At 59.5% G+C, this 22963-nt stretch carries 20 protein-coding genes and 1 pseudogene; 14 read left to right on the plus strand and 7 right to left on the minus strand.

Annotated features, from left to right (window positions below):
• The first annotated feature begins 657 nt into the window (after positions 1-657).
• Positions 658-1293 (plus strand): hypothetical protein, encoded by a 636-nt coding sequence (locus TX23_RS16055; RefSeq protein ID WP_157243922.1) that lies wholly within the window; start codon positions 658-660, stop codon positions 1291-1293.
• Between the two features lie 95 nt (positions 1294-1388).
• On the opposite strand, the gene TX23_RS28795 is transcribed toward TX23_RS16055, so the two are convergent.
• Positions 1389-2252, minus strand: coding sequence for a methyl-accepting chemotaxis protein (locus tag TX23_RS28795; RefSeq protein WP_407071385.1), 864 nt, complete (start codon positions 2250-2252; stop codon positions 1389-1391).
• Positions 2247-3002, minus strand: a pseudogene (locus TX23_RS28800) (HAMP domain-containing protein); the annotation flags it as partial. The pseudogene TX23_RS28800 and the gene TX23_RS28795, both read right to left, overlap by 6 nt.
• Before the next feature lie 158 nt (positions 3003-3160).
• Between TX23_RS28800 and TX23_RS16065 the strand changes: the two are divergent.
• The gene (locus TX23_RS16065; RefSeq protein ID WP_057703036.1) at positions 3161-4372 is read left to right on the plus strand and encodes a multidrug effflux MFS transporter; all 1212 of its coding nucleotides are present in this window, start codon (positions 3161-3163) and stop codon (positions 4370-4372) included.
• Positions 4373-4385: 13 nt separating this feature from the next.
• On the opposite strand, the gene TX23_RS16070 is transcribed toward TX23_RS16065, so the two are convergent.
• Together TX23_RS16070 and TX23_RS16075 are read right to left on the minus strand one after the other, a co-directional pair.
• Positions 4386-5300 carry a site-specific integrase gene (locus TX23_RS16070; protein WP_057703037.1) on the minus strand — a complete coding sequence of 305 codons (915 nt, stop codon included), beginning with the start codon at positions 5298-5300 and terminating at the stop codon, positions 4386-4388.
• A 106-nt stretch (positions 5301-5406) separates the two neighbouring features.
• On the minus strand, positions 5407-6219 hold the full coding sequence (locus TX23_RS16075; protein ID WP_057703038.1) for a M949_RS01915 family surface polysaccharide biosynthesis protein: 813 nt from the start codon (positions 6217-6219) through the stop codon (positions 5407-5409).
• 411 nt (positions 6220-6630) lie between these two features.
• Between TX23_RS16075 and arnC the strand changes: the two genes are divergently transcribed.
• The 12 genes from arnC (at position 6631) to TX23_RS16130 (ending at position 19715) form a co-directional block, all read left to right on the plus strand.
• Positions 6631-7665 (plus strand): undecaprenyl-phosphate 4-deoxy-4-formamido-L-arabinose transferase, encoded by a 1035-nt coding sequence (gene arnC / locus TX23_RS16080; protein WP_005788328.1) that lies wholly within the window; start codon positions 6631-6633, stop codon positions 7663-7665.
• The gene (arnA, locus tag TX23_RS16085; RefSeq protein ID WP_057703039.1) at positions 7662-9653 is read left to right on the plus strand and encodes a bifunctional UDP-4-amino-4-deoxy-L-arabinose formyltransferase/UDP-glucuronic acid oxidase ArnA; all 1992 of its coding nucleotides are present in this window, start codon (positions 7662-7664) and stop codon (positions 9651-9653) included. The genes arnC and arnA overlap by 4 nt, the downstream gene beginning before the upstream one ends.
• Positions 9653-10537 carry a 4-deoxy-4-formamido-L-arabinose-phosphoundecaprenol deformylase gene (arnD, locus tag TX23_RS16090; RefSeq protein WP_057703040.1) on the plus strand — a complete coding sequence of 295 codons (885 nt, stop codon included), beginning with the start codon at positions 9653-9655 and terminating at the stop codon, positions 10535-10537. The genes arnA and arnD overlap by 1 nt, the downstream gene beginning before the upstream one ends.
• Complete coding sequence (gene arnT / locus TX23_RS16095; protein WP_057703041.1) at positions 10534-12189, plus strand: lipid IV(A) 4-amino-4-deoxy-L-arabinosyltransferase; 1656 nt, start codon at positions 10534-10536, stop codon at positions 12187-12189. Before arnD ends, arnT begins: the two co-directional genes overlap by 4 nt.
• Positions 12186-12533 (plus strand): 4-amino-4-deoxy-L-arabinose-phosphoundecaprenol flippase subunit ArnE, encoded by a 348-nt coding sequence (gene arnE / locus TX23_RS16100; RefSeq protein WP_057703042.1) that lies wholly within the window; start codon positions 12186-12188, stop codon positions 12531-12533. Before arnT ends, arnE begins: the two co-directional genes overlap by 4 nt.
• The gene (gene arnF, locus TX23_RS16105) at positions 12530-12943 is read left to right on the plus strand and encodes a 4-amino-4-deoxy-L-arabinose-phosphoundecaprenol flippase subunit ArnF (protein ID WP_057703043.1); all 414 of its coding nucleotides are present in this window, start codon (positions 12530-12532) and stop codon (positions 12941-12943) included. The genes arnE and arnF overlap by 4 nt, the downstream gene beginning before the upstream one ends.
• Positions 12940-14322, plus strand: coding sequence for a UDP-glucose dehydrogenase family protein (locus TX23_RS16110; RefSeq protein WP_057703044.1), 1383 nt, complete (start codon positions 12940-12942; stop codon positions 14320-14322). The genes arnF and TX23_RS16110 overlap by 4 nt, the downstream gene beginning before the upstream one ends.
• Positions 14323-15945, plus strand: coding sequence for an ArnT family glycosyltransferase (locus TX23_RS16115; RefSeq protein WP_057703045.1), 1623 nt, complete (start codon positions 14323-14325; stop codon positions 15943-15945).
• Positions 15946-16266: 321 nt separating this feature from the next.
• On the plus strand, positions 16267-16455 hold the full coding sequence (locus TX23_RS27300; protein WP_269812657.1) for a type VI secretion system contractile sheath small subunit: 189 nt from the start codon (positions 16267-16269) through the stop codon (positions 16453-16455).
• Positions 16456-16620: 165 nt separating this feature from the next.
• Positions 16621-17328, plus strand: a complete 708-nt coding sequence (locus tag TX23_RS16120) for an HPP family protein (RefSeq protein ID WP_057703046.1) — start codon at positions 16621-16623, stop codon at positions 17326-17328.
• 131 nt (positions 17329-17459) lie between these two features.
• Positions 17460-18560 (plus strand): enoyl-CoA hydratase/isomerase family protein, encoded by a 1101-nt coding sequence (locus TX23_RS16125; RefSeq protein ID WP_057703047.1) that lies wholly within the window; start codon positions 17460-17462, stop codon positions 18558-18560.
• Between the two features lie 3 nt (positions 18561-18563).
• The gene (locus TX23_RS16130; protein ID WP_057703048.1) at positions 18564-19715 is read left to right on the plus strand and encodes an acyl-CoA dehydrogenase family protein; all 1152 of its coding nucleotides are present in this window, start codon (positions 18564-18566) and stop codon (positions 19713-19715) included.
• A gap of 130 nt (positions 19716-19845) precedes the next feature.
• Here TX23_RS16130 and TX23_RS16135 read toward each other — a convergent pair whose 3' ends face one another.
• The 3 genes from TX23_RS16135 to TX23_RS16145 are packed head-to-tail and all read right to left on the minus strand — an operon-like array spanning position 19846 to position 22952.
• Positions 19846-20619 (minus strand): enoyl-CoA hydratase, encoded by a 774-nt coding sequence (locus tag TX23_RS16135; RefSeq protein WP_057703049.1) that lies wholly within the window; start codon positions 20617-20619, stop codon positions 19846-19848.
• Positions 20620-20630: 11 nt separating this feature from the next.
• Positions 20631-21758, minus strand: coding sequence for an acyl-CoA dehydrogenase (locus TX23_RS16140; RefSeq protein ID WP_057703050.1), 1128 nt, complete (start codon positions 21756-21758; stop codon positions 20631-20633).
• Positions 21759-21767: 9 nt separating this feature from the next.
• Positions 21768-22952: an acetyl-CoA C-acyltransferase gene (locus tag TX23_RS16145; RefSeq protein ID WP_057703051.1), complete on the minus strand. Its 1185-nt coding sequence runs from the start codon at positions 22950-22952 to the stop codon at positions 21768-21770.
• Positions 22953-22963 lie beyond the last annotated feature (11 nt).

Here is a 22963-nt window from a genome sequence, read left to right on the forward strand (position 1 = left end):
AGCGCCTAGTCAGTAGCCGAACTAAGTGTATAAAAAATGGATAAGTATGTTTGTGGGTGACAAACAGGTGTAAGAGGGAGTGAGGGTGTCATCTTAATCATTTAATTGCCTTCCATTGGCATCTACCGCCTTCCATTGGCGTGATTGGATCCAATATTTAGCGCTCATTTCCTCATGTGTCAACCCTCAATTCCAACCACCCTGATAGCTAGCCAATCAGGATGGGAACGTAAGGGAAGTTTGGAAACGTTACAAAATACAACAAGCTTGGGATATCAGAGCTGCTGGGCTCTTCGGCATTGCGCGAGCGGCTGGTGCGTTGCTTGCTCGGTGGGAGGTATGGCGGACGGCGAAGGGAAACTGGTTACCCTAAAAAAGCGATGAGGTGGCCAGCCAGGAAGTCAGATAGCACCTTTGCTGTGTGAACCAACTGATTGATGTGTGGAGCTTTCCGATTAACTCGTTCACGTTTCCGATCAATCGGTGGGGGGCAAATTTGCGTCCAGCCATTACGAAATGCTGATACATGAGTGAGGCAGACCCAATCTCGTATTTAACATAATATACATTATGCGAACCGTCCTATGCGAAGTTGGGGGCTCTGGGGGGCAGATTTTTTGAAGCTCTGGCTCAACCCTCGATTACCGTCTCTAGATCGTGAAGCCTTCGCTTGGCGATGCTTTCCCCGCATGCTTGAATGTCGGCCTTAGCAACGCTGTTGCTTTCACCCTGCGCCGGAGAAACGGAATGTGGCTTTGTACAGATTGGAAAATTGACTGGAATGCGATCAGCGCCGTAGCTACTGCGGTAGCCGCAATCATCGCACTTTCCGCGTGGCTCCTTGACAAGCATCAACGGAAGCTGGAGCGCAATGCCAGCGCTAGGCTTCTAGCCCAGATCATGAAAACGCCAATCGGAGCTGCGCGTATCCAGCTCGCGAAATTCAGGTGCGATAATTTTTCACCTGAACAAGCCGACAACATTAGCCGCTTATTGAAAGACGAAAATTCCCGTAAGAAACTAGTTGAAAAAGTCTCTGTCATTACGATTGATCTACCATCGCAGTTTCTAGATAAAGCAGATTTTTTCAGTGAGGCCGTTAACAATGAATTGGCCAAAGCCTTTTTTCATGTGAATAGTCTGAAGCAAATAGTCATGCTGACCGGAGGTTTATCAGATTCGGAGACGGAGATTAATATTAAGCAACATGTCAACTCAGTTATGCATAAGATTAAGCAGGCAGAGGAAGCGACTCAGAAAGCTTTTGATGCTCTTCCAAATCTGGAACCGTAAGCCCAAGAAAAATATAGTCTCCTACCAGTTTTTATTCGGATAAAATATAACTAAACTAAACATCTATTTAGTTGAGTTATATAAAAGGCCTTGGCTCACAACCTAAACCGATCCACCGACTGCGAAAGCTTCCCCGCCAAACTCGACAATTCATCCGTCGTCGAAGCCGTGTCTCCAATCACGCGGCTGTTGCTTTGCGACATGCCTGCAATCATCTCCACCTGGTGAGCAATTTCGTTGCTGGCCAGGCTTTGCTCACTGATAGTTCGGGAAATATCGTTGACCAATTCGGTGGTGCTGAGCGTGGCCTGAAGGATCTCGCGAATGGCGCGTTCGACTTCGGCGGTAACGGCCATGCCCTTGTCCACTTGAGCAACGCCCTCCTCCATGCTGGTCACCGCTTCCCGAGTGTTTTGCTGGATGCGCCCGACCATGCTGGCGATCTCCTGGGTGGATGCGCTGGTGCGTCCGGCCAGGCTGCGTACTTCATCGGCGACGACTGCAAAGCCGCGCCCCTGCTCCCCGGCGCGGGCGGCTTCGATGGCGGCGTTCAGGGCCAGCAGGTTGGTCTGGTCGGCGATGCCTTTGATCACTTGAATAATGCTGTAGATAGCCTCGGACTCTTTGTCCAGGGTGCGGATAACCTGGGCCGATTGCTGCGCTGAACGGGCAATGCCGTCCATGTCGCTGACCACTTGGTGAATGACGCGGCCGCCATCCTTGGCCAGGGTTTCAGCCTGGTTGGCCATGTCGAGGGCACGTTGGGCATGGCGGGTGATTTCTTCGATGCTGGCGGTCATTTCGCTGGCGGCGGCGGCCATGGTGCTGGCGGCGGCGCTTTGCTGTTGGCTGCTGCCTGCGACTTCATGGCAACCCTGGCTCAGTTGTTCGCTCATGCCATTGACGCCATGGGCGTTGCTGCGAACCACTTCGATCATGCCGCGCAAATCCCGCTGCATGGTGGCCAGGCTGCGAATCAGCGCACTGGCTTCGTCGTGATTTTTCGGCTCAATGATGGGTTCGCTCAAGTTGCCATGGGCGATGCTGTCGGCAATGTGGCTGGCGGTACGCAGCGGGCCCATGATGCTCAGAATGACCCAGCGCCCTTGTGCCAGCAGCAGTAACAGGCTGGCGATCAGCACCACGGCCAGGGTCCAGTTGGCTTGGCTGATGGTTTGCCGGGTACCGATGCTGGTCAGCTGGGTGTTGTTTTCGATCAGTTCACTCAAGGCCGCCATTTGATCTTCCAACCGACTGAAGGCGGCATTGAAGGTCTCCAGCTCGCCACGGGCGGCTTCGGGGTTGTCCAGGGCCAGCGCGACAATGCGCTCGCCGGCGCTGATGTAGGTATCCAGGCTGGGCTTGATGTTTTCCAGGCTCGTCTTGATTGCATCGTCCAACGGCTGCTTGAAGTTGTCGGCCAGCACCTGGCGAAAGTGCTCGGCATGTTCCTTGAGCGAGCTGTTGACTTCGGTCGGTGTACTGGTGCTTTTGCCCAGCCCCACCAACATGGCCGCCAGCACATCGGCACGCAGGGCGTCGTGCATCATGTCGGCTTCCATGTGATTGCGCAGTACGGTCATGCTGACGTCATTGTCCTGTACCGCATCGCCCATCCGGGTATTTCCCAAATAGCTGGCCAGGCTCATGATCAAGGCGGTGAGCAACCCGGTCCCAATCAACAGCATCAAGCGCAATTTGATCGTCATGCTGGTATCCCCGTGCCAGGACCGTCGGTTGGGAACCCAACCGTTCAAGTGTCACTGTTAGCTGTATCGGCAACAACTGCTTGTTAGTGAAGCCTAAGTTTGCGGATCTGCGCGTTTCACTTAAGCTGGCCGTCCTTTGCTCCAGCCGGACCTGCACAATGTCTCGAAGTATTGCCCATCTCGCCCTGCTGCTGGGCCTGATCACCGCCGTCGGCCCGTTTGCCATCGACATCTACCTGCCTGCGCTGCCAACCCTGGGGTCAAGCCTTGGGGCCTCACCGGCGGCGGTGCAGATGAGCCTTACCGTGTTCTTCATGATCATTGGTGTGTGCCAGTTGTTCTACGGGCCGATCAGCGATGTGTTCGGGCGCAAACTGCCGATTTATGCGGGCTTGGTGATATTTACCATTGGCAGCATCGGCTGCGCGTTGGCGCCGACCATCGAAGTATTGATCGGTTTTCGCGCCATACAGGCATTCGGTGCCTGTGCGGGGATGGTGATCCCGCGGGCGATCGTGCGGGACCTGTACACCGGCCATGAAGCGGCGCGTCTGATGGCTTTGCTGATGCTGGTGATGAGTGTTTCGCCGATCCTTGCGCCGCTGGCCGGCAGCCTGGTGATATCGATCTGGAGTTGGCGCGAAGTATTTGCTGTGCTGGCGGTGGTCGCTGTGCTTTGCCTGGTGATGACTGTCGTACAACTGCCGGAAACCCACCCGGCCGAACGCCGTTTGGGCAAGACCCTGGGCAATGCGTTCGGCAGTTATGGCGCGCTGTTGCGTGACCCGGTATTCACCGGCTTATCGGTCGTGTGCGGCTTTGGCCTTGCGACCTTCTTTGTGTTTATCGGCAGTGCGCCCTTCGTGTACATCGAGTATTTCGGCCTGACACCGGCGCAGTTCAGTCTGTGTTTTGCCCTCAACGCCGCCTCGTTTTTCGCCATGAGCCAACTGACTGCACGCTTGAGTGCGCGTTTTGGCCTTGCGCCGTTGATTCGCTGGTCGGTGGTGGGTGTGGCAGCGGTCATGGCCCTGTTGGCGGCCACCACATTCTGGGGTGATAGCTTGCCCTTGATGATGAGTTTGCTGTTTATCGGGTTCGGTTTTCTCGGCCTGTTGCTGCCGGCTGCGGGTGTATTGTCGCTGGAAGACCATGGCGCCGTGGCAGGTTCTGCGTCTGCATTGCTTGGCGCGATCCAGATGGTGACCGCGGCCGTTTCAATGACCCTGGTAGGCGTGTTCGCCGACCATACGCCCGCGCCGATGTTGATCGGCATTGCGCTGTGCGCGCTTGCCGCAATGCTCACCACGCTGTGGACCTTGCGCCGCTTGCCGGCGCACCTGGCCTCAAGCGCCCCGCCCTCCTCCTGAGCCTCGCCTACAGCTACAGATCAAAGCGGTCCACCGCCCGCCGCCGCTCATTGTCGTCGCGTACGTCATAGCTGGCGGTGGTCTGGATATTGGTGTGATGCGCCAGTTTCTGGGCGATCGACAAATCATGTTCTTCGATCACCCGGGTGATGAATGAACGGCGAAAATCATGGGGCATGATCTTCACGCCCACCTGATCGCCGCGCTGCCGAGCAATGTAATAAATCGCATGTTTGGTAATGCGTTCGCGGGTGATGTGGCTGCCGCGGCGTATACGATTGAACAAAAACGTGTCGTCCTGCTCGCCTTCCTTGAGTTGTTCGCGACGAAACTCAAGCCACGCCCGCAGCTTGGCGAACGCCCAGTCCGGCGCGTACTTGATCAGCTCCTTGTTGCCCTTGCCGATCACCCGCAAGCTGCGTTCGTCAAAGTTGATCTGCGCCAGGTCCAGGTTGACCGATTCCGACTTGCGCATCCCTGAGCCATACAACAAGCCGATCACTGCCGCATCCCGCAGCCCCTGGGGTCGAGGGTCGGCGGCGCATACATCGAGCATCTCGCGGATCAGTGTACGACGCAGGTTGCGGCCCTGCCCCAGACGCGTACCGGCTGCGGCCTTCACCGAGCGCATCTTCAACAGGTGATCCTGGCTGATCAAGCTCATGCGCCACGCTTCATTCATCACCCCGCGTACTGCATTCACATACAGCGATGAGGTATTCGGCGCGTAGCCGTCCTCGCGCAAGGCAGCCACCAATGCTATGACGTGGTCGGGTTGCAGCAGGTGCCAGTCAATGTCTTCGAGGTTGAGGTCTTCGAAACCCAGGCGGTCGGCGGCATCCTGCAGCACGTAGCGCATGGTCAGTTGGCTGGAGGGCGCCAAGCGAGTGAGGTAGAGGGTCAGCGGGTTGCGGATAGTCTCGGTCAAGGGATCAGCCTTTGGATTAAATACATCAATCAACTCATTGATTAATCGATGTATTTAGTGGGTTGGCGAAGGCTGAGTCTAACCCAGTAGCGGCCATGGTACAAAATCACGGCGCCGATTCGACGTCCTCCGCGGCTTCCTGGGGTTGGGCCAGGGATTGGCTCCAGTCGGCGTCCTGTTTCTGCATCAGCGCGAACCAATGCCGGCGCATGAAGACGAGGTAGTCGCCCGGGGCCTTGGCAAAGTCCTTCTCGTCGCCATAGCAGCCCGGCAGTGGCAACTCAGTGCCCTGCTCCTTGTACTGGCTGACCAACTTCTGCTGGGCCTCGACGCTGCAATCGGTGGGCAACGGCATGCCGCGCAGGGCACCGGCATCTTCGTCCCACCAACTGGCGCCGACGCGGTCGAGACCACGCAGGCGATACTTGCCGGATTTGCCGACACGCATGATCAGCTTGAACTCATTGGGGCTCACGTCGCTGGTACAGGTGCGCGAATAACCGACCGTGACCTGGCTATTGCCGTCGCGCAGCAGGTCGGTGACTTTGGTGGCCGCCTGATCAAAGCGCAGGCTGGCGTCGAACTCGCAGTGTTGCACGTCGTCGTGCAGCATCCACACACGCTTGGGATGATCGCCCGTCAGCAGATACTGCGCAGCGTAGACAAACGCCGACTGGGTGCCATCGTCCTCCCGCTCGCTGACCTGCTCGGCGAGTACCAGCAGGTTCTTGCCCTGACGGTCATCCCACGTATAGGCGGCGACTTGCTTGCCCGGCACCTCCACACCTTCCGGCACCTGATCGATATGGGTCAGCGCGACGCCATCATCGGCATGCACACAAGTGACACAGGCCATTGTCATCAATAATCCCATCAGCGCAGGCCGCAACTGGCTGCGCAAAAGCTGCACGCTATTCATCCGATAACCCTGGCAAGAGATGGCTTACTTTACCGGCACTTGGGCGCCATTGCAGAGAAGTTTGTTCAATCACAGGCATTGGCCCAGCGAGCGCGCCCGGATTGAACCAAACAGCACGCATCGCGTTCCCATTTGCCCGTCTGGTCTGCACATGTAACGCCTTGATTACTTAGCTGAACCCTAGCTGTCTGCCTGTCAAATAAACGAGTTTTTCATCCGCCTTTCATATTCGTTGCACACATTTGCGCTTAACCTTGTCAGCAGTTCTTCAGAGCAATCCGTGGATTATCGACTAACCTATTGAAAACGCGTCAACTTTAGCGCCGTTTTGTAATCTGCGGCCTGTAGTTTCGTCCAATAATTGCTGCTGTTTTCACGCTTGAAGTTGCTTTAGCCCGAGGTCATGAATCTTTGAAACCCTACCCTATTCATTGTGTGTCGATCGTCATCCCGGTCTACAACGAACAAGAGAGCCTGCCTGAGCTGCTGCGTCGTACCACGGCAGCCTGCAAGCAACTGGCCTACGAATACGAAATCATCCTGGTGGATGACGGTAGCCGCGACAATTCAGCCCAACTGCTCGAAGACGCCGCTGCTGAAGAAGGCAGCCATGTCGTCGCGGTGATCCTCAACCGTAACTACGGCCAGCACGCCGCGATCATGGCCGGCTTCGAACAGTGCCGTGGCGAAGTCGTCATTACCCTCGATGCCGACCTGCAGAACCCGCCGGAAGAAATCCCGCGCCTGGTGGAGCAAGCTGCCCTGGGCTACGACGTAGTCGCCACCGTGCGTAACAACCGCCAGGACTCGGCGTTCCGCCGCTGGCCGTCGCGTTTGATCAACCTGGCCGTGCAGCGCTCCACCGGCGTGGCCATGACCGACTATGGCTGCATGTTGCGCGCCTACCGCCGCACCATCGTTGATGCCATGCTCGCCTGCCGGGAACGCAGCACCTTTATCCCGATTCTGGCCAACGGCTTTGCCCGCCACACAACCGAAATCCTCGTGCACCACGCCGAGCGTGAGCACGGCGAGTCCAAATACAGCGCCATGCGCCTGATCAGCCTGATGTTCGACCTGCTGACCTGCATGACCACCACGCCCTTGCGCCTGCTGTCCATCGTTGGTTTCAGTCTGGCGGCCCTGGGCGTGCTGTTCGCTTTTGCTCTGATCGTCATGCGCCTGGCCTTCGGCGCCGATTGGGCGGGCGACGGTCTGTTTGTGCTGTTCGCGGTGCTGTTCGTATTTACCGGCGGCCAATTCATCGGCATGGGCCTGTTGGGCGAATACCTGGGCCGCATGTACAGCGATGTACGCGCCCGCCCACGCTTCTTTATTGAAAAAGTGCTGCGCAACCAGCCGGCAGCACCGACTCCAGTCGTCGTCGTTGACGGCCTGGTGTCTTCCCATACTTCTACTTCTCCTTCCGATCAGGTTCAGTCATGAGTTCAAAAGCTGTTGTCTTCGCTTACCACGATATCGGCTGTGCAGGCATTGAAGCCTTGCTCGACGCGGGTTACGAAATTGCTGCGGTATTCACCCATGCCGATGACCCCAAGGAAAACAATTTCTACGGCTCCGTCGCCCAGCTTTGCGCACGCAATGGCATCCCGGTACACGCCCCGGAAGACGCCAACCATCCGCTGTGGATCGAGCGCATCGCCAAGCTGAACCCGGAATACATCTTCTCCTTCTACTACCGCAACCTGCTGAGCGAACCGCTGCTGGCCACCGCCCGCAAAGGTGCGTTCAACCTGCACGGCTCGTTGCTGCCCAAATACCGTGGTCGCGCCCCGGCCAACTGGGTGCTGGTCAATGGCGAAACCGAAACCGGCGTGACCCTGCACCGCATGGTCAAGCGTGCCGATGCCGGCGCCATCCTCGCCCAGCAGAAAGTCAGCATCGACCGCACCGATACCGGCCTGAGCCTGCACGCCAAACTGCGGGATGCGGCCGCAACCCTGCTGCGCGATGCGCTGCCACAGCTAGCCCAGGGCAAGCTGACTGAAACCGCTCAGGACGAAGGCCAGGCCACTTACTTCGGCCGCCGCACCGCCGCCGATGGCAAGCTGGACTGGAAGCGGCCCGCCGAGCAGCTGTTCAACCTGGTTCGCGCCGTCACTCAGCCTTACCCGGGCGCCTTCTGCGCCGTCGGCGAGCATAAGCTCATCGTATGGCAAGCCGAAGTGCTCAAGGGCAATGAAGGTTTGGCGCCAGGTCGCGTAATCAGCGTCAACCCGCTGCGTATTGCCTGCGGTGAAGATTCCCTGGTGATCAAGTTTGGCCAGCGTAACGAAAACGGCCTGTACCTGGCCGGCCCGGCTTTAGCCGATGAACTGGGCCTGGTGGATGGCTCGGTACTGCGCGGCGCCGAGTCTGGCCGCAAGCCACGCCGTACCCGCGTGCTGATCCTGGGTGTGAATGGCTTTATCGGCAATCACCTGTCCGAGCGCCTGCTGCGTGACGACCGTTACGAGATCTACGGCCTGGATATTGGCTCCGACGCCATCGAGCGCCTGCGCAGCCACCCCAACTTCCATTACGTGGAAGGCGATATCAGCATTCACTCGGAGTGGATCGAGTACCACATCAAGAAATGCGATGTGGTTCTGCCATTGGTAGCGATCGCCACGCCAATCGAGTACACCCGCAACCCGCTGCGGGTATTCGAGCTGGACTTCGAAGAAAACCTCAAGCTGGTGCGCTACTGCGTCAAGTACAACAAACGCGTGATCTTCCCCTCGACCTCCGAAGTCTATGGCATGTGCCAGGACCAGTATTTCGACGAAGACACCTCCAACCTGGTGGTCGGCCCGGTCAACAAGCAGCGCTGGATCTACTCGGTGTCCAAGCAGTTGCTCGACCGCGTAATCTGGGCCTACGGCGACAAGGGCCTGAATTTCACCCTGTTCCGCCCGTTCAACTGGATGGGCCCGCGCCTGGACCGCCTGGACTCGGCACGTATCGGCAGCTCCCGCGCCATTACCCAATTGATCCTCAACCTGGTGGAAGGTACGCCGATCCGCCTGTTTGACGGTGGTGAGCAGAAGCGCTGCTTCACCGACATTGCCGACGGCATCGAAGCTCTGGCGCGCATCATTGATAACGACAACGATGTCTGCAACGGCCAGATCATCAACATCGGCAACCCGGAAAACGAAGCAAGCATCCGTCAGTTGGGCGAAGAGCTGCTGCGCCAGTTCGAGGCTCACCCGCTGCGCCACAACTTCCCACCGTTCGCAGGTTTCCGCGACGTAGAAAGCAAGGCGTTCTACGGTACCGGTTACCAGGACGTGGCCCACCGCAAGCCAAGCATCGAAAACGCCAAGCGCCTGCTGAACTGGGAGCCGAGCGTGCAGATGAGCGAAACCATCGGCAACACCCTGGATTTCTTCCTGCGTGAAGCCATGCTTGAAATTGCGGATAAAAAGTAATGCAGGCAGGTCTTCGCATCGACGTCGACACCTACCGTGGCACCCGTGAAGGTGTGCCGCGGCTGCTCGAATCCCTGGATGAAGCCGGGGTGAAGGCGACGTTCTTCTTCAGTGTCGGACCGGACAACATGGGGCGCCATCTGTGGCGCCTGATCCGCCCACAGTTTTTGTGGAAGATGCTGCGCTCCAACGCTGCCGGTCTGTATGGCTGGGACATCTTGCTGGCCGGCACCGCCTGGCCGGGCAAACCGATTGGCCGCGACCTGGGGCATCTGATGCGCCAGGCCAAGGCCGCCGGGCATGAAGTCGGCCTGCACGCCTGGGATCACCATGGTTGGCAGGCCAACACCGGGCGTTGGAGCGAGGCACAGCTGGTCGAGCAGATTCGGCGTGGTGTGCAGACCTTGAGCGACATCCTGGGTGAGCGCGTGGACTGTTCAGCGGCCGCCGGATGGCGCGCCGATGAACGTGTGGTGCAAGCCAAGCAAGGCTTCAACTTTCGCTACAACAGTGATTGCCGGGGTACCAGCCTGTTCCGACCGACGCTGGCCGATGGCAGCGCGGGCACCCCACAAATTCCGGTAGACCTACCGACCTTCGACGAAGTCGTCGGGCCGGTAGTGGCTGCCAACGATTTCAACCGCTTCATCCTGGACCGGTTCAGCGCGTCGAAGCTGAACGTCTACACCATCCACGCAGAAGTCGAAGGGATTCTGATGGCCAATGATTTTCGCCAGTTGCTCGCCCAGGCAGGGCAGCGCGGCATTGATTTCAAACCCTTGGGTGATCTTCTGCCCGCAGATGTAACCACCCTGCCCCAACAAAAACTGGTGCGCGGCGCATTGAGCGGTCGCGAGGGTTGGCTGGGAGTACAGCAGGCATGATTCGTCGCTGGGCCTTGCCCCTGCTCCTGCTGGCGTTTGCCGCGTTTTACCTGCTGCCGCTGGCCACCCATGGTTTGTGGATTCCTGATGAAACCCGCTACGCGCAGATCAGCCAGGAAATGCTGCTGACCGGCAAATGGGCCTCGCCGCACTTCATGGGCATTCGTTACTTCGAAAAACCCGCTGCGGGCTACTGGATGATCGCGCTGGGCCAGGCGATTTTCGGCCAGAACCTGTTCGGCGTGCGCTTTGCCTCGGCGTTGAGCAGCGCCCTGAGCATTGTGCTGGTTTACCTGGTATCCCGCCGATTGTGGAATGACCCGCACAAAAGCCTGGTCAGCACCCTGCTGTACATGAGTTTCCTCAGCGTGGCTGCCCTGGGTGGTTATTCCAACCTGGACCCGCAGTTCACTTTCTGGGTCAACCTGACCGGCGTGGCGTTGTGGTTCTGCTTCGACAGCAGCACACGGCGCGGCCGCTTGTGGTCATGGACGCTGTTGGGTTTCGCCTGCGGCATGGGCTTCATGACCAAGGGTTTCCTGGCCTGGTTGCTGCCGGTGTTGATCGCCCTGCCCTACGCCCTCTGGCAAAAACGCCTGGGTGAGTTGTTCACGTTTGGTGGCGTGGCCGTGGTGGTCGCAATTGCTGTCAGCCTCCCCTGGGCTTTGGCTGTACACCTGCAAGAACCGGATTACTGGCATTTCTTTTTTTGGCACGAGCATATTCAACGCTTTGCCGGAGAAGACGCACAGCACGCCGAACCTTTCTGGTATTACCTGCCGCTGCTGGTCGCGTTCGCGCTTCCTTGGGTGGCCCTGCTGCCGTCCACGTTTAAGCAGGCGTGGCTGCAAAAGCGCGCGCCGAAAACCGCCTTCCTGCTGCTGTGGCTGTTGATGCCGCTGGCGTTTTTCAGCCTGGCCAAGGGCAAGTTGCCCTCCTACATCATGCCGTGCATGTTGCCCCTGGCGTTGCTGATGGGCTCGACCTTGAGCGACAAGCTCAAGCAGGGCCATGCTCGCGTCCTGCGCATTAATGGCTGGCTGAACCTGGCAATCGGGGTGCTGGCATTGCTGGCCCTCAGCTGGTTCCAGTTGAAAAAGCCGGTGTACGAACCCGGTGAGGAAACCTTCAGTCTGGTGCTGGTGTTCACCTTCCTGTTCGGCTGGATCGTGGTCAATCTGTTGCAAGCGGCACGGCCCTTGACGTTGTGGGCCGCGCCGCTGATTGGCAGCGGGTTATTGGTGTTATTGGTGCCTGCGGCGCTGCCCCATTCGGTGGTTTATAACAAGACCCCGGACCAGTTCATCATCGATCACATTGACGAGTTGCAGCCCTCTGTCGCCCTGTTGAGCAACGATCTGGGCGCCGCTTCTGCGCTGTCATGGCGTCTCAAACGCCCGGATATCACGCTTTACAACACCTCGGGCGAGGTCAAGTACGGGCTGGCTTACGCCGATACGGCCCATCGATTGGTCGACCCTAACGCGATCCAGGCGTGGATGGCACAAACCCGCCGCACCGGCGCCGTCGGCGTGGTTATGCGCCTGAACAGCCAAGGTGAAAAGGAAGAGCTTGCGCTGCTGCCAACCGATGGCAAGCGTTATGCCCAGGGCAAGATCGTGATTCTGATTTTCCCGCAGGTCGCGCCATGATCACCCTGCTGCTGTTGCTCAGCGCCTGCTTGCTTACCTGCATGGGCCAGGTCTCGCAAAAGTTCGCCGTGGAAAGCTGGCGGAACATGCCCGAAGGCTGGGCATTGAGGCTGCGCTCGCCGTGGTTATGGTCAGCGCTGGTGTGCCTGGGTCTGGGCCTGTTGGTGTGGCTGCTGGTAGTGCAGCGCCTGGAAGTGGGGGTTGCCTACCCCATGCTCAGCCTGAATTTTGTGCTGGTCACACTGATGGCGCGCTTTGTATTTCACGAACCCATCGATTGCCGTCACTGGCTGGGTGTGGGGCTGGTGATTGCCGGCGTCGTCTTGCTGGGGCGCCAGGTATGAGCCGCACACAGGGTTTCGCCCTGGCCCTGGGCAGTGTCGGCCTGGTGAGTGGCGCCCAACTGGGCATGCGCTGGAGCATGACGCGCCTGCCCCTGCCCACCGAGTGGCTGGCTGCCTTTAACAGCAACAGCATCGACCCTGGCGCCCTGGGCGTGGTGATCCTGGCGATCATTGCCTACGCGCTGTCGATGCTCTGCTGGCTTGGCGCGCTCAAGCATCTGCCACTGGGCCGAGCCTACTCGTTGCTCAGCATCAGCTACGCACTGGTCTACCTGCTGGCCGCCAGCCTGCCGGTGTTCAACGAAGCTTTCTCGCTTTCAAAAACCCTGGGGGTGGCCTTGGTCATCCTCGGCGTACTGGTTATCAACTCTCGTCGTGCTTGCACCTCAAGCCCCAGGAATACCCCATGAAAATCAGCGTATTTGGTAGTGGTTACGTTGGTCTGGTACAGGCCACTGTATTAGCCGAAGTCGGTCACGATGTCATTTGCATGGACGTTGACAAAAGCAAGGTCGAGTCGCTCCAGAAAGGGCACGTGACCATCTTCGAGCCGGGCCTGGCCGCGATGGTCAAGGACAACCTGGAAAGCGGTCGCCTGCGTTTTACCTATGACGAAAAACTCGCCGTCGAGCACGGTGAAGTGCTGTTCATTGCCGTGGGAACGCCGTCGGATGAAGACGGTTCTGCCGACCTCAAATACGTGCTCTCGGTGGGTGACGCCGTGTCCCGCCACCGCCTGGAGCCGGTAATCCTGGTGGAGAAATCCACCGTGCCCGTCGGCACTGGCGACACCTTGCGCGCCCATATCGAAAAGAACCTGCATATCGCTGGCCGTCAGTTGGAGTTCGATATCGTCTCCAACCCGGAATTCCTCAAGGAAGGCTCGGCCGTTGCCGACTGCCGCCGCCCGGACCGCATCATCATTGGCTGTGAGCGCGAGGAAGTGCGTGAGGTCATGCGCGACCTGTACGCGCCGTTCAACCGCAACCATGACCGCATCATCTTCATGGACCTGCGCAGCGCCGAACTGACCAAGTACGCCGCCAACTGCATGTTGGCCACCAAGATCAGCTTCATCAACCAGATCGCCGAGCTGGCCGAACACCTGGGCGCCGATATTGAATCGGTGCGCCTGGGCATTGGTGCCGATTCGCGAATCGGCTACCACTTCATCTACCCAGGTTGTGGTTACGGCGGTTCGTGCTTCCCCAAAGACATGCGTGCCTTGATCCATAGCGCCAAGCAAGCCAACTGCTCCAGCGACCTGCTCGAAGCAGTGGAAGCCATCAACCAGCGCCAGAAGAGCAAGCTGTTCGAGCGCATCAATGCGTTCTTCAAGGGCAATCTCAAGGGCAAGACCTTCGCGGTGTGGGGCCTGGCCTTCAAACCCAACACCGATGACATGCGCGACGCTCCCAGCCGCGTGCTGATGGAAGCCCTGTGGGCCGCCGGTGCCAATGTGCGCGCCTTTGACCCGGAAGCCATGCAGGAAACCCAGCGGATCTATGGCGACGACCCGCGCCTGATGCTGATGGGGACTCCGGAGTCCACCCTGGGCGGCGCCGATGCGCTGATCGTATGCACCGAATGGCAGCAGTTCAAGGCACCGGACTTCGACCTGATTCACCAGCGCTTGAAAACCCCGGTGATCTTCGACGGCCGCAACCTGTATGACGGCGAACGCCTGACGCGCAAAGGCTTCAAGTATTTTCCCATTGGCCGTGGCGATTCCTGCGAGTTGCCGATCCCCCAGCAAAACTGGGTTGAACAGGTCAGGGATGTCGGCTAGGTGAACAAGGCTTTCCCATCCATGCAGAGCGCCACGATCCGCCGCCAGTCGCTGGGGCTCGGGCTGTTGGCGCTGGTGCTGTTTATCGCCGGCAACTGGCACCAGGCAATTATCGGTTTTGATTCGCGCTTCGTGATGTTCGCCCAGGAAATGCTGCGCCACGGGCCAGGTTTTTTCCCCACGACCTACGGCCAACCATATGCCGACTACCTGGCCACTTCAACGCTGCTGACCTGGCTGCTGTCATTGCCTCTGGGCCAGGTCACCAGCCTGACGGCATGGCTGCCCAGTGCTGTCGCCTCAACACTGATCGTCATGCTGGTTTATCGCCTGACTGCGCCCTACTCCCTGCGCTGGGGGATGTTGAGCGTGGCAATGTTGCTGCTCAGCAGCACCTTCGTCAGCGAAACCCGCGCGGTCTCCCTGGACCAGATGCTCGCCGCCGTGACCCTGGCGGTGTTTTACCTGGGCTATGCCCATGATCACTTCGCTGCTGCCAAGCGCTTGCATTGGGTGTTTGTGTTGCTGCTGCTCGGGTTTGCCCTGCGTGGGCCGATTGGTTTGGTGATTCCCACTGGCGTGTTGTGCAGCTATTACCTGATCAACCAGCAGTGGCGTCGTTTGTTCAGCTTCGGCCTGCTGGCGTTGGCGCTGCTGGCGGCGTGCGTCGGCCTGTTGCTGCTGCTGGCCAAGCTCAGCGGCGGCGAAGACTTCATGCATGACGTGATTCGTATGCAGTTTCTGGGGCGCATGGATGGCAGCGAAGGCTCCGGCGGTGTGCTGTATTACTTCACCAGTTCCCTGGGCAACTACGCCCTGGCTTATCCGCTGGCAGTCCTGGTGCTGGTGGCGATCATGATCGGCAGGCGGCGTGCGCCGGAGCCCGCGTTGAAGCTGGTGCTGTATTGCGCAGCGGCGGGTGTGCTGGTGATGGTAGGCCTGTCGGTACCCCAGGCGAAAAAAGCGCGCTATATCCTGCCGATGTTGCCGATGGCCGCGATCATCGCCGCGTACCCGTTCCAGGCGACACAGGGGCGACTGTTTGCCTGGCTGCGCGGCCTGACGCTGGGCGTCTGGACACTATTGCCGACGCTGTTGGTGATTGGCCTGCTGATGGCACGGCGGCGTTATCCGCAACCGCTGGCCAACCTCGAAGTAATCTTCGTCGTACTTGGCCTGCTTCAGACCCTGGCGCTGCTGACCCTGCTCAAGTCGCGGCTGCGTACATTTGGCCCGGCCCTGGCCGCAGTGCTGGCCCTTTGGACAACCTACATCCTGGTGGTTGAACCCCTGGAGCGTCAGTTATACGACACCCGCACGTTCAGCCTCGCCGTCAAGGCGCAAGTCCTGCAGCAACCAGCGCCCGTGGTGCTGCACGCGCTGGGTAAAGATGCGAAAGCCATCAAGTTCATGGTCAACTTCGATTGTGACAAGGTGCCGCTGTTTACCCAATTGCCCATCGAATTGAAGCCGATTCAGGCGCCGGCATGGTTGGTCATGAGCCAGGCCGACTTCCAGGCGCTGGACGATCCACGCCTGCGTTCAATTACGCCCACGCTGACAGGCGAGTTCGACAAGAACCCTTACGTATTGCTGCATCTGGTAAAAACCACAGTGCCATAAGCACTTTTCCAGGGGCATTGTAAGAAAGAGCGCCGACTCTTTAATGGGTGGGCGTCTTTCATCAAAGGCACCAAGAAAACACCTACATTCCTTTGCGTAATGGCTGGTGCACTTTCCCTTCCTGTGCCTGGAACCCGACGGTAGACTCGCTGCCACGTGCACTAAGTATTTACCACCCGATCGTCAGGGCTGTCCCGAAAGCGCTTGGGTCAAGGCACGCCATAATTACAAGGACGTTGTAGGCTGCCCACGCGCGATGGCTTACTTCATCGAGAGGACAATGCCGTGCGAGAGGAACTGTTGAATGTACCTGTACCAAGACTGGATCGGCTGATGGCATTGCGCGACGCGCTGGTGGCGTTAAAGGGGCCGCTCGCAGACGACCCCAGGCTGCGCGAAGATCTGCATGAGCGCTTGTTCAATGAAGAGGCCAATAACCGGGTGTTGGGCAAAGTCAGCCCACCAGCGCCCACTGTGGCAGGCTCCATTAGCTTGGGCGATGCCTTTTAACTGCATTAGTTTTGCGTTTAACCCTCATTAATATGCACTGGTACGATCGGGTCAACCTCGGCAAACTGCGCAGGTTCCTCCCCCAAATATTGGAACGTTCAAAGGGCTGCACCGGGAAACCAGGCAGGCCTTTTTTTTCGCCCGCCGTTTATGGATCGTCTTTACATGCTCGCTCGCTGGTTACCCGCTTCAATCAACACCCGCCCCGCTGAATGGAGCCGTGCCGGGATCGGCATGGCCTTGGGAACCCTGCTCAGTGTCTGGGCTTGCGCCCAGGTATTCGGCATGGAGGTTGCCCTGCATTTGCTCGGGCCCCTTGGCGCTTCGGCCGTGTTGCTGTTCGCGGTGTCCTCGGGAGCGCTGGCCCAGCCATGGTCAATCATGGGCAGTTACCTGTGTGCCGGTATCGTTGCCTTGCTGGTGGCACGGGTACTGGGGCGAACCCTGGGCAGCGCGTGCCTGGCGGCAGGCATGACGGTAATCCTGATTTGTTGGCTGCGTTGTTTGCACCCACCGGCCGGTGGCCTGGCCATGACGCTGGTGCTGGCCGACCCTGCGTCCATCGCCCTGGGCTGGTACGAACTGGCGCCTGTTATGCTGGGTGCCGGCGCTCTGCTGGGGTGCGCGCTGGTCTACAACAATGCCACGCGCACGCGGTATCCCAAGGGGTTGGCCGAGCCTGCACCTGTGGTCCTCGGCGTTCAGCCCGTCAGCGATCCGTCGATCACAGCGGCCGACCTCAAGCTGGCGCTGGCCGAAATGGAGCAGTTTTACGATGTCGAGCCAACCGAGCTGGAGCAGCTGATCCACGCAGCGGAAGGACACGCACGGCGGCGCAGTATCGGTGAGGTCCTGGCCAACCGCGTGGTTTGATCCCTGCTGCATAAATGCAACAACGACCTGCATGATTGAAGGTTGTACTGGGCAAATTTGCACTGGTACGATCGCGAGAAGGTTCGCCCGCGAACATCTTGATAAAGAACAATAAAAGCAGGGAGTTAGTGATGACTGCTCAGGTTTCATCCGAAGCAAGCCGCGCCGATATTCAGCAACAAGTACTGAGTGAAGTGCGTAACCATATCGGCCACCTCACCCTCAATCGCCCCGCCGGCTTGAATGCCATCACCCTCGACATGGTCCGCCAGCTGACTGCGCAGTTGCAGGCGTGGGCCGATGACCCGCAGGTATACGCAGTGGTGCTGCGCGGCGCCGGCGAAAAAGCCTTCTGCGCCGGCGGCGACATCCGTTCGCTGTACGACAGCTTCAAGAACGGCGACACCCTGCACCAGGATTTCTTCGTCGAAGAATATGCCCTCGACCTGGCTATCCACCATTACCGTAAACCGGTGGTGGCATTGATGGACGGCTTCGTCCTCGGCGGCGGCATGGGCCTGGTACAAGGCGCGGACCTTCGGGTCGTGACTGAACGCAGCCGTCTGGCGATGCCGGAAGTGGCTATCGGCTACTTCCCCGATGTAGGTGGCAGTTATTTTCTGTCGCGTATTCCCGGTGAGCTGGGAACCTACCTTGGCGTGACCGGCGTGCAGATACGTGCCGCCGATGCGCTGTATTGCGGACTGGCCGACTGGTCTATCGACAGCGCCAAACTCCCCGCCCTGGACAACAAACTCGACCAGCTGCAATGGAGCGATTCACCCCTCAAGGATTTGCAAGGTGTGCTAGCCAAACTGGCGGTGCAGCAATTGCCCGATGCGCCGCTGGCGGCCCTGCGCCCGGTTATTGATCACTTCTTCGCGCTGCCGGACGTACCGAGCATCGTTGAGCAATTACAGGCAGTTACCGTCGCCGACACCCATGAATGGGCATTGAATACCGCCCACCTGATGCAGACCCGTTCGCCCTTGGCCATGGCCGTGACTTTGCAAATGCTGCGTCGTGGCCGGCACCTTGCGCTGGAACAGTGCTTTGCTCTGGAGCTGCACCTGGACCGCCAATGGTTCGAGCGTGGCGATCTGATCGAAGGCGTTCGCGCCCTGATCATCGACAAGGATAAAGCCCCACGCTGGAACCCGCCCACGCTCGATGCGCTGGACGACGGCCATGTCGATAGCTTCTTCCGCGACTTCGCGCAGATTGGGAAATAAGCCATGCAAGATCTTGAATACACAGAAGAACAAATCATGATCCGCGACATGGCGCGCGACTTCGCCCGTGGCGAAATCGCCCCTTACGCCCAAGCCTGGGAAAAAGCCGGCTGGATCGACGACGCGCTGGTGGCGAAGATGGGCGAGCTGGGCCTGCTCGGCATGGTGGTCCCGGAAGAATGGGGCGGCACCTATGTGGACTATGTGGCCTACGCGCTGGCCGTGGAGGAGATCTCTGCAGGTGACGGCGCCACTGGCGCCTTGATGAGTATCCATAATTCAGTGGGTTGCGGGCCTATCCTCAACTACGGCACAGCCGAGCAAAAACACACCTGGCTGGCCGAACTCGCCAGCGGCCAGGCCATCGGCTGCTTCTGCCTGACCGAACCTCAGGCCGGCTCCGAAGCGCACAACCTGCGCACCCGCGCCGAATTGAAGGACGGCCAGTGGGTCATCAACGGCGCCAAGCAATTTGTCAGCAACGGCAAGCGTGCGAAGTTGGCCATCGTGTTTGCGGTGACCGATCCGGAATTGGGCAAGAAGGGTATTTCAGCGTTTCTGGTGCCTACCGACACCCCGGGGTTTGTGGTCGACCGCACCGAACACAAGATGGGCATCCGTGCCTCGGACACCTGTGCCGTTACGCTCAACCAATGCAGCGTGCCCGAAGCCAACCTGCTGGGTGAGCGCGGCAAGGGCCTGGCGATCGCCCTGTCCAACCTGGAAGGTGGACGCATCGGGATTGCCGCCCAGGCTCTGGGCATTGCCCGCGCCGCCTTTGAAGCAGCACTGGCTTATGCCCGGGATCGGGTGCAGTTCGACAAGGCAATCATCGAACACCAGAGCGTGGCCAACCTGTTGGCCGACATGCAAACGCAGCTGAACGCAGCGCGCTTGCTGATCCTCCACGCGGCACGCCTGCGCACCGCCGGTAAACCGTGCTTGTCCGAAGCGTCACAGGCCAAGCTGTTTGCCTCGGAAATGGCCGAGCGGGTCTGCTCCAAGGCGATGCAGATCCATGGTGGGTATGGGTATCTGGAGGATTATCCGGTGGAGCGTTACTACCGGGATGCGCGGATCACGCAGATTTACGAAGGCACCAGCGAAATTCAGCGGATGGTGATTGCCAGGGAGTTGAAAAACTACCAGCTCTAACGGACACCACACAAAACCTTGTGGGAGCTGGCTTACCTGCGATGCAGACACCTCGGTACATCAGTAAACCGAGGCGATGCCATCGCAGGCAAGCCAGCTCCCACCTTTGCTCTGCGGCGTTTGGCAGGGTTTACTTATCCTTGAACGCCGGCGCCCGCTTGGCCACGAATGCGGCCATGCCTTCCTTCTGATCCTGGGTCGCGAACGCCGCGTGGAACACCCGGCGCTCAAAGCGCACGCCTTCGGACAGGCTGACTTCAAAGGCGCGGTTCACGCTCTCCTTGACCATCATGCTGATCGGCACTGACTTACCGGCGATCAGGGTCGCGACTTTCAGCGCTTCTTCCAGCAGTTCATCGGCCGGCACGATACGCGCCACAATCCCACAACGCTCGGCTTCGACGGCATCGATAAAGCGCCCGGTCAGGCACATTTCCATGGCCTTGGCTTTGCCCACGGCGCGGGTCAGACGCTGGGTGCCGCCCATGCCCGGCAGCACGCCGAGGTTGATTTCCGGCTGGCCGAATTTGGCATTGTCACCGGCCAGGATAAAGTCGCACATCAGCGCCAGTTCACAGCCGCCACCCAGGGCAAAGCCGTTCACCGCGGCGATGATTGGCTTGCGGCGGTTGGCCACCCGGTCGCTGTCGCTGAACAGGTCGTCCATGTAGATCTGCGGGTAGGTCAGCTCGGCCATTTCCTTGATGTCGGCACCGGCCGCAAAGGCTTTTTTCGAGCCGGTCAGCACGATGCAGCCGATTTCCGGGTTGGCTTCCAGGCTATCCAGCGCCTGGTTCAGTTCGCTGACCAGTTGCGCATTCAGCGCATTCAACGCCTCGGGACGGTTGAGGGTAATCAGCCCGACGCGGCCCTGGACGTCAAGCAGGATGGTTTCGTAGCTCATGTATCGACTCCTTAAAGATTGCGTGAGATGACCATGCGTTGGATATCGCTGGTGCCTTCGTAAATCTGGCAGACCCGCACATCGCGGTAGATCCGCTCCAGGGGAAAGTCGCTCAGGTAACCGTAACCGCCCAGGGTTTGCAAGGCGGCCGAGCAGACTTTCTCAGCCATTTCCGAGGCAAACAACTTGGCCATGGACGCCTCCACCAGCGCCGGCTGGCCGCTGTCACGCAGGGCCGCGGCGTAATGCACCATCTGCCGGGCCACAGCAATCTGCGTGGCCATGTCGGCCAGGCGAAAGGCGACGGCCTGGTGTTCGATCAACGGCTTGCCGAAGCTTTCCCGCTCACGGGCATAGTCACGGGCCGCTTCGAAGGCGGCGCGGGCCATGCCTACCGACTGGGACGCGATGCCGACTCGGCCGCCCTCAAGGTTGGCCAGGGCGATCTTGTAGCCCTCGCCCTCCTCGCCCAGGCGATTGGCCACAGGCACCTTCACGTCTTCAAACAGGATCTGGCAAGTGTCGGACGCATGTTGCCCGAGTTTGTCTTCGACCCGTGCCACGCTATAGCCCGGTGAGTCAGTGGGGACGATGAAGGCGCTGATCCCGCGTTTGCCCGCTGCCGGGTCAGTGACGGCAAACACAATCACGACCCCGGCGTTTTGCCCAGAGGTGATGAACTGTTTGCAGCCATTGAGTACATAGTGATCGCGTTCAAGACGCGCACGGGTCTTCAGGCTGCTGGCATCGGAGCCCGCCTGGGGTTCGGTCAATGCGAAGGCACCGAGCATGGTGCCGCTGGCCAGGGGCGTGAGGAACTCGGCCTTTTGCTGGTCATTGCCGAATTTAAGGATCGGCACGCAGCCCACCGAGTTATGCACGCTCATGATCGTCGAGCACGCACCGTCGCCTGCGGCGATTTCTTCCAGGGCCATGGCGTAGGCCAGGTAGCCGGTGTCACAACCGCCCCACTGCTCCGGCACCAACATGCCGAAAAAGCCCAGCTCGGCCATTTCAGCGATGGCTTCTTTGGGAAAGCGATGCTCGCGATCCCACTCGGCGGCGAACGGCTTCAAGCGTTCCTGGGCAAATTGCCGGGCGGCGTCGCTGATTTGCAGTTGTTCGTCATTGGGCAGCATAAGTCATCCTTAGTAGAGGCATTCAACGGCCATGGCCGTGGCTTCACCGCCGCCGATGCAAATGGCCGCGACGCCACGCTTGAGGCCCCTCTGGCGCAGGGCCGACAGCAGTGTCACCAGGATTCGCGCACCCGAAGCACCAATGGGATGGCCCAAGGCGCAGGCACCGCCATGCACGTTGACCTTGTCGTGAGGGATCTCAAGCTTGCTCATGGTCACCAGGCTCACCACAGCAAAGGCTTCGTTGATTTCAAACAGGTCGACGTCTTCCAGGCTCCAGCCGGTTTTGCTCATCAGCTTGCGGATCGCCCCCACCGGCGCCACCGGAAACAGCCCCGGCTCATCGGCAAATGCCGCGTGCCCGTGGATCACCGCCAAAGGCTTGAGGCCACGTTTGTGGGCCTCGGACTCGCGCATCAGCAGCAATGCCGCAGCGCCGTCGGAGATCGAGCTGGAGTTGGCCGCGGTGACGGTGCCGCTTTCACGGAACGCCGGTTTCAAGCTGGCGATCTTGTCCAGCCTGGCTTTAGGCGGCTGTTCATCGTGCAAGATGGTTTTTTGTTCCTTGCCCACGGTGACCTGCACCGGCACGATCTCGCTGGCGAAGCTGCCATGGGTGATGGCCTCCTGCGCGCGTGTCAGGGAGGTGATCGCGAAGGCATCCTGAGCTTCCCGGGTAAAGCCGTTATGCTCGGCGCAATCTTCGGCAAAAGTGCCCATCAGGCGGCCCTTGGCGTAGGCGTCTTCCAGGCCGTCGAGGAACATATGGTCAAGCACCTTGCCGTGGCCCATGCGGTAGCCACTGCGTGCACGATCCAGCAGGTACGGGGCGTTGGACATGCTTTCCATACCGCCTGCGATCACCACATCGACACTGCCGGCGCGCAGTGAATCATGGGCCAGAATCGTCGCCTCCATGCCCGAGCCGCACATTTTGTTCAGGGTGGTGCAGCGGGTGCCTTTATCCAGCCCCGCGCCCAGGGCCGCCTGGCGTGCCGGTGCCTGCCCGAGACCGGCCGGCAGCACGCAACCAAACAGCACCTCATCCACGGCATCGGTGGCGATACCGGCCCGTTCAACGGCGGCACGAATCGCCGCCGCGCCCAGCTGCGGTGCGGTCAGGCTTTTGAGATCGCCCTGAAACCCGCCCATGGGCGTGCGCACGGCGCTGACAATCACAATAGGGTCGTTCATACAGGCATTCC

It is taken from the genome of Pseudomonas paralactis (assembly GCF_001439735.1).
GTDB classification, from domain to species: domain Bacteria; phylum Pseudomonadota; class Gammaproteobacteria; order Pseudomonadales; family Pseudomonadaceae; genus Aquipseudomonas; species Aquipseudomonas paralactis.

Excerpts from the sequence above, each read along its gene's own strand:
- arnF (WP_057703043.1), top strand. The coding sequence starts at position 12,530 with ATGAGCCGCACACAGGGTTTCGCCCTGGCCCTGGGCAGTGTCGGCCTG.
- TX23_RS16075 (WP_057703038.1), bottom strand. The coding sequence starts at position 6,219 with ATGAATAGCGTGCAGCTTTTGCGCAGCCAGTTGCGGCCTGCGCTGATG.
- arnE (WP_057703042.1), top strand. The coding sequence starts at position 12,186 with ATGATCACCCTGCTGCTGTTGCTCAGCGCCTGCTTGCTTACCTGCATG.
- TX23_RS16140 (WP_057703050.1), bottom strand. The coding sequence starts at position 21,758 with ATGCTGCCCAATGACGAACAACTGCAAATCAGCGACGCCGCCCGGCAA.
- TX23_RS16065 (WP_057703036.1), top strand. The coding sequence starts at position 3,161 with ATGTCTCGAAGTATTGCCCATCTCGCCCTGCTGCTGGGCCTGATCACC.
- TX23_RS16135 (WP_057703049.1), bottom strand. The coding sequence starts at position 20,619 with ATGAGCTACGAAACCATCCTGCTTGACGTCCAGGGCCGCGTCGGGCTG.
- TX23_RS16125 (WP_057703047.1), top strand. The coding sequence starts at position 17,460 with ATGACTGCTCAGGTTTCATCCGAAGCAAGCCGCGCCGATATTCAGCAA.
- arnD (WP_057703040.1), top strand. The coding sequence starts at position 9,653 with ATGCAGGCAGGTCTTCGCATCGACGTCGACACCTACCGTGGCACCCGT.
- TX23_RS16110 (WP_057703044.1), top strand. The coding sequence starts at position 12,940 with ATGAAAATCAGCGTATTTGGTAGTGGTTACGTTGGTCTGGTACAGGCC.
- TX23_RS28795 (WP_407071385.1), bottom strand. The coding sequence starts at position 2,252 with ATGCAGCGGGATTTGCGCGGCATGATCGAAGTGGTTCGCAGCAACGCC.
- TX23_RS16120 (WP_057703046.1), top strand. The coding sequence starts at position 16,621 with ATGCTCGCTCGCTGGTTACCCGCTTCAATCAACACCCGCCCCGCTGAA.
- arnT (WP_057703041.1), top strand. The coding sequence starts at position 10,534 with ATGATTCGTCGCTGGGCCTTGCCCCTGCTCCTGCTGGCGTTTGCCGCG.
- TX23_RS16145 (WP_057703051.1), bottom strand. The coding sequence starts at position 22,952 with ATGAACGACCCTATTGTGATTGTCAGCGCCGTGCGCACGCCCATGGGC.
- arnA (WP_057703039.1), top strand. The coding sequence starts at position 7,662 with ATGAGTTCAAAAGCTGTTGTCTTCGCTTACCACGATATCGGCTGTGCA.
- TX23_RS16130 (WP_057703048.1), top strand. The coding sequence starts at position 18,564 with ATGCAAGATCTTGAATACACAGAAGAACAAATCATGATCCGCGACATG.